Genomic DNA, 5,988 nt, shown 5'->3' with positions numbered 1-5,988 from the left:
CCTCCGAGGCCGGCATCGCGATGCCCCCGCTGCCGCCGGTCCCGCTGCAGCTCGAGACGTCCGACGGCCGTCCCCGCCGCGGTGAGCGCGAGCCTGGCTCGTGGTGCCGCGACAACGGCGTCGTCCCACCCCCCGGCTCCTTCCAGCTGGGTGCGGGTGCCCCTGTAGCGGTAGCGTGACCAGCGCGGCGAGACGTGTCCACCAGCCATCTACGCGACGTGCACATTGGCCGCCGCTCAGTGCTCGTCGATCGCCCCGCCGACCCGACGCATCAACGAGCTCGACGATGCGGGGGAAGGGTGCGGCACGCCGATGACGGCCGCGAGTGACACCGCCGGGTGCTCGATGAGTACTTCGTCGACCTCGCGGGGGTACACATTGAACCGCTGCGAATGACGAGTCCTTGACGCGATCGACGATGTAGTACCAACCGTCCGGATCGCGTCTGGCGAGGTCGCCCGTGCGGAACCAGCCGCCGAGGCCACCCTCAGGGTCCCGCCGCGCGGCCGCCAGTTTCGTGCCCCGCGTGCCCTCGGCGCGTGGTCCATTCGGTCAATACTCGCGATCGAACCTGTGCCACAGCACAGGGCCATGGACGAGCACTCAGCCGTCGCTCGGCTCGTGGAAGGCCCGGAAGTGGCTCAGAGCGACGGCCAGGGGCGCGTTGACCTTCACCACCTTGTGGCCGAGCAGCTCTTCGGCCTGGTTGAGCCGGTATCGAACGGTGTTGCGGTGGACGAAGATCTCCTGCGACGCCTCGTCGACGTTGCCGCCTGCATTGAGGTAGGCCTGAACCGTCTCTCTTATCCGGTCCGTTGCGATGTCGCGCTGTATGAGCGGTCCGAGTGCCCGCTCGATAAACCGGTCGACTTCGGGCGTGCATCGCAGCAAGGCCGCCATCTCGATGTCGGAGTAGCACGTCACGTATCCGGGTCGGCGGGTCATGGCACCACCGACGCGCAGCGCTTCGAGGGCCTCTCGGTGGCTGACGGCAAAACCTTCGAGCCCGTGCACCGCGGATCCGACTCCAACGGCAACCTGAGGCCGCAAGGCGGCGTCGGTCTCGCGCAGCACGTCGAGGTCGAGATCTTGCCCGCTGCCGAGCCACATCCACAACCGCCGGCCGCCCGGCTTCACAAGGAGCGGGTTCTGCACGCCGGTGAGAGTGGCGATCTCAACGGCGAGCGTCCGCAGGTCGTTCACCGCATCGGTGCTCTGGCTCTCGAGCACCACGGCGGTGTGCATCACCGAGAGTGGGTAACCGCCCAGGGCTGTGGACAGTGCCCGGCGATCCTCGGTCTTGCCGGCGAGTACGTCTCGCACAACGTCGTAGCGTTGTGCCTCGGTGCCGGCCATGACTCTCGCGAGCTCAGTCTGGAACACGGCGACCGACTCGGTGATCGAGCGGTCGATCCACGTGCTCGCCCTGCTCCAGAAGTAGATCAGGACGGCAGCGTGGTCGATGGAGTCTGGGGGCAGTTCATTGACGACGTCGGTGATGTAGTCCCATGTCGACTGCTGCGCCACCCGGTACAGGTTGATCATCGATTCCAGCGGAAGTTGCCGCCTCGCGAACTCCATCGCGAACACCCGACCCGCGTCGACGAGGTGGAACGAGAAGTCGGGCGAGTCGAACTGGGTCAGGAAGGCCGTCCAGTGATCGCGGATGGTGGCCCGGACCTCTTCCTGGACCTCCGGATCCTGGCGCACCGCCTCGACCTCGAGGTTGATGGCCGCGGCGGTCCGCGTGACCCACGCATCGACCTTGTCCGGATGGCCCTCTTCTTCGACGAATGACGCGAGCCATGGAGCCAGGTCGCTGTGCCTCTCGAGCCCCTTCACGGTGTCTCCGATCTTCTTCTCGCGGTGGACGAGGCTACCCGCCGCTGTCGTTCATGCACGATCCGCTCGGTGGACAGGCGTGTAGGTGAGTGTTCCACACACTACTTCGAGTGTGCTTGCCGTCACAGCCGGTTGGTCTTCGACACAAAACGCGCTGCGATTTCTGGACGGACGATCCGAGTATCCGGATGCGCGACTCGGCTTCAATGATCAGGACCCACCTGCTTGGCCCTTCTCCAGACTCACCGAATGGACCCCGTCATGTCCCCAACTGCTTCCACCCCGACGTCCACTGGAACCCTGGATGCCACGCTCGACGGGCTGGCCGAGGGAGAGCGACGCTGGGCAGGTCTGCCACTCATCGCTCGCGGTCAGCTGCTGCGCGACGTCGCTGCCGCGACACTGGAGCACGCGCAGTTCTGGGTGGAGTCGGCCTGCCGGGCGAAGAGCCTCGAGCGGTCGTCGCCGCTCGTGGGGGAAGAGTGGCTCTCCGGCCCCTACGCCGTGGCGACAAATGCCGCGATGCTGGCCGATTCGATAGACGCGCTCGCCCGCGGTGTCAGTCCGCTGAGTGACGTCAGGTCGTCGCCGGCGCCCGGTGGGCGCACAGCTCTTCACGTGTTCCCTCGAACCACGTGGGACCGGGTGCTCATGTCCGGGTTCTCGGCGGATGTCTGGCTCAGCCGGGGACTCACGGCCGCCGACGCCGCGAGTGCGTCCGGCCTCGGGCAGCTGAAACCTCGCGAGACGCGGGGGATCTCCGTGGTTCTAGGTGCCGGGAACATCACGTCGATCGCCGTGCTCGACACCTTGTACGAGGTGGTGGCCAGCAACCGCGCGGTGATCCTCAAGCTCAATCCGGTCATGGACGAGATGTACGACGCCACCCGAGCAGCGCTGGCCCCTCTCATCGACCTTGGCCTGGTGCAGGTCGTGACCGGCGGCATTGATGTCGGGGCGCACCTCATCGAGCACCCGGACACCGCTCACGTGCACATCACGGGCAGCTCGGTCAGTCACGATGCCATCGTCTTCGGAACGGGGTTGGATGGCGCGCGTCGCAAGGCTGCAGGCGACGTGCGCATGACCAAGTCCATCACGAGCGAGCTGGGCGGCGTCTCGCCCGTCATCGTGGTGCCAGGAGGGTGGTCCCGGCGCGACGTCCGGTTCCAAGCCGAACACGTCGCCACCCAGCGGCTGCACAACGGCGGCTACAACTGCATCGCCGCGCAGGTGCTGGTCGTACCTCAGGACTGGGAGCACAAGGGCGTGTTCCTCGCCACCGTTCGTGAGGAGATCGACTCCGCGCCGGCCCGGGCCGCGTACTACCCGGGTAGTGACGACCGGGTGCAGGCCGCCCGTAGAGCGCACCCGACGGCATCAGAGTGTCAGAACGGTCGGATCGTCATCGAGAGCCTGCGACCCGGTGACGACGTCGACGCGTTCCACGTGGAGTACTTCTCGCCAGTTCTGGCGATCGTGGAGGTGCCCGGCGAGCCGTCCGACTACCTGACGGCGGCCGCGGCGTTTGTGAACGACCGGCTGGCCGGCACACTCGGCGCGAATGTGCTGGTCCACCCCAGGACCCGTCGGCGCCTTGGCGTCACTTTCGATGACTTCATCGAGGCACTGCGCTTCGGCACAGTCGCCATCAACGCCTGGACGGCCGTCGGCTATCTCACGGCCGCGGCGCCCTGGGGCGGCTACCCCGGGGCGTCCCTGACGCGGGTCGAGAGTGGTATCGGCGTCGTCCACAACGCCTTGCTCATCGACCAGACTGAGAAGACCGTCGTGACCGGGCCATTCCGCCCACTGGTCAGGTCACTTGGCACCGGCCAGTCGTCCCTGATGCCAAAGCCGGCATGGTTCGTCACGAACAGGACCGCAGCTACCACTGCCCGACGTCTGGTCGCCTTCGTCGCCAAACCTGGCTGGTCGAGGGCCGTGGCCGTCTTCTGGTCGGCAGTGCGCGGCTGAGGACGTGCGGCCCGCAGCAGCGTCTGGTGACCGACACCACGACGAAACCAGGGCTTGGTGCTGCTGCACGAATGGGCCGCATGCCGTCTGACCGCCAGCCGTTGAAATCGGTTGGCACCTTGCACGTCGTACTTGACAACCTCGATCTCTATGTAAAGGCGAGTTCCTCATGAACACTGTTGCGCAGGACCGCGGCCCGCGGCCGGTCGAACGCCAGTCCGTACGAGGACTGCCGGATCCAGGCGAGCGGGTGCCGCCGCTCGCCTGGCCCACGGCCGGCCTCTACGTCGTCACGCTCACGCTGTTCGCGGCAGAGGCGTACGGCATTCTGGTGGGCGGATGGACGCCGTGGGCCACGGTCCCGATGGGCGCGGCGGTGACATTCCTGATGTTCAGTGTGCTGCACGAGGCGACTCACCACGCCATCAGCACCGGCACCACGAAGAACAACGCGTTCGGTCATCTCTCCGTCCCGTTCGTCGCGCCGAATGCGACATTCCAGATGATCAAGTTCATCCATATCGAGCACCACCGCAACACCAACGAGCCGATGGCCACCGACCCGGACAGTTGGACGAGCGCCGGGCCCTGGTGGCAACTCCCGTTCCGGTGGGCCACGCTCGATCTGTGGTACATCGTGTTCTACCTGCGTCGCATCACTGACCGTCCGCGCGCCGAGGTGGTGTCGACGATCGTCGTGTTCGTGGTCAGCATCAGTGCGTTGGTGACGCTGGGGCTCAACGGCTGGGGCGTGGAGGTGCTGACCTTCGTGGCTGGGCAGCGTCTCGGCATCGTCGTCCTGGCCTGGTGGTTCGACTATCTCCCGCATCATGGTCTGACGGTGACGCAGCGCGAGGACAAGTACAGGGCGACCCGGGTGCGGGTCGGTGGAGAGTCGTGGTTGACACCACTGTTCGTCTACCAGAACTATCACCTCGTCCACCACCTGCACCCGAGTGTGCCGTTCTACCGCTACATCCGCGCCTGGCGCCGCAACGAGCAGGCCTACCTCGATCGCAACGCTGCGATCTCCACCTGGTTCGGACGGTCTCTCACGCCGAACGAGTACCGGACCTGGCGCCGGATCACCGATAACGAGGCGCTGATTGCCGACCGCCCATCGGCGCAGCGTCCCGTCTTCCACCCCCTACGGGTGAAGTCCGTGGAGCCGCTCACCGCCGAGAGCGTCACGGTCACCTTCGAAGTGCCCGAGGACCTGGCCCACGAGTACCGATACGTGCAGGGGCAGCACGTCACGGTGCGCGCCGTGGTCGACGGTGCGGACGTGCGTCGCAGCTACTCGATCATCGAGCCGGTGTCGGCCCGCACCCTGAGGGTCGCGGTCAAGCGGATCGTGGGAGGGGTCTTCTCGTCGTACGTCAACAGTGAGCTGCAGGCAGGAGACATCCTCGACGTGATGTCGCCGACCGGGCGCTTCCAGGCCGCTCTCGACCCGAGCAACCAGCGGCACTACGTGGCCGTAGTCGCAGGGTCGGGCATCACCCCGCTGCTCTCGATCATCGCGACGACGCTCGAGGTGGAGCCGGGCAGCCGCTTCACCCTCGTCTACGGCAACCGGACGAGGGAGAGCGCGATGTTCGCCGACCGCCTTGACCAGATGGTGAGCGGCCGGTTCACCGTCCACCACGTCCTGTCCCGGAGCCCTGGGGCCAACCTCTCCGGGCGAATCGACCCGGCACTCGTACGGCGCCTGGTGACCGATCCGGTCGACACGTGGTTCCTCTGCGGACCCCAAGCACTGGTCGAGGACTTCTCGAGAGACCTGGATGACCAGCAGGTGCTCAGCGAGGTCTTCCACACCGAACTGACCCCGTCCGACGTCGGGGTCGAGATCGAGAGTCAGGTCACGGTTGCCATCGATGGTGTCGAGTCGACCTTCGCGCTGCAGGCGTCCGGTGCCAGCATCTTGGACGCAGCCATGCAAGTGGGACTCGAGCCGCCGTACTCCTGCGCTGGCGGGGCGTGTGGCACGTGCCGGGCCAAGATCCTTCTCGGCAAGGCCGTCATGGACCAGAACCACGTCCTCGACGACATCGAGGTAGCCGACGGCTACGTGCTGACCTGCCAGGCGCACCCAGTCACCGAAGAGGTCCGGCTCGACTACGACGCCTGAGGAGCGATCGAAGCCGGCGTCCTCCTGCGCGCGAG

Annotated in this window: 4 protein-coding genes; 2 read left to right on the top strand and 2 right to left on the bottom strand. The window is 66.5% G+C overall.

Features of this window, described 5'->3' with window-relative positions:
* Positions 1 to 236: 236 nt before the first annotated feature.
* Together JWQ91_RS16475 and JWQ91_RS09955 are read right to left on the bottom strand one after the other, a co-directional pair.
* Positions 237 to 377 (bottom strand): hypothetical protein, encoded by a 141-nt coding sequence (locus tag JWQ91_RS16475; protein ID WP_366521372.1) that lies wholly within the window; start codon positions 375 to 377, stop codon positions 237 to 239.
* Between the two features lie 226 nt (positions 378 to 603).
* Positions 604 to 1,842 carry a helix-turn-helix domain-containing protein gene (locus tag JWQ91_RS09955; RefSeq protein ID WP_297783076.1) on the bottom strand — a complete coding sequence of 413 codons (1,239 nt, stop codon included), beginning with the start codon at positions 1,840 to 1,842 and terminating at the stop codon, positions 604 to 606.
* Between the two features lie 249 nt (positions 1,843 to 2,091).
* Between JWQ91_RS09955 and JWQ91_RS09950 the strand changes: the two genes are divergently transcribed.
* Both JWQ91_RS09950 and JWQ91_RS09945 read left to right on the top strand, forming a co-directional pair.
* Positions 2,092 to 3,819 carry an aldehyde dehydrogenase family protein gene (locus JWQ91_RS09950; protein ID WP_297783074.1) on the top strand — a complete coding sequence of 576 codons (1,728 nt, stop codon included), beginning with the start codon at positions 2,092 to 2,094 and terminating at the stop codon, positions 3,817 to 3,819.
* 169 nt (positions 3,820 to 3,988) lie between these two features.
* The gene (locus tag JWQ91_RS09945; RefSeq protein ID WP_297783072.1) at positions 3,989 to 5,953 is read left to right on the top strand and encodes a fatty acid desaturase; all 1,965 of its coding nucleotides are present in this window, start codon (positions 3,989 to 3,991) and stop codon (positions 5,951 to 5,953) included.
* The last annotated feature ends 35 nt before the right edge of the window (positions 5,954 to 5,988 follow it).

The sequence above is a fragment of the Aeromicrobium sp. genome, from assembly GCF_025965075.1.
In the GTDB taxonomy this organism is placed as follows: Bacteria; Actinomycetota; Actinomycetes; order Propionibacteriales; family Nocardioidaceae; genus Aeromicrobium.
Note: the sequence above shows the minus strand (reverse complement) of the source record. Positions and strands in the feature narration are given on the sequence as shown.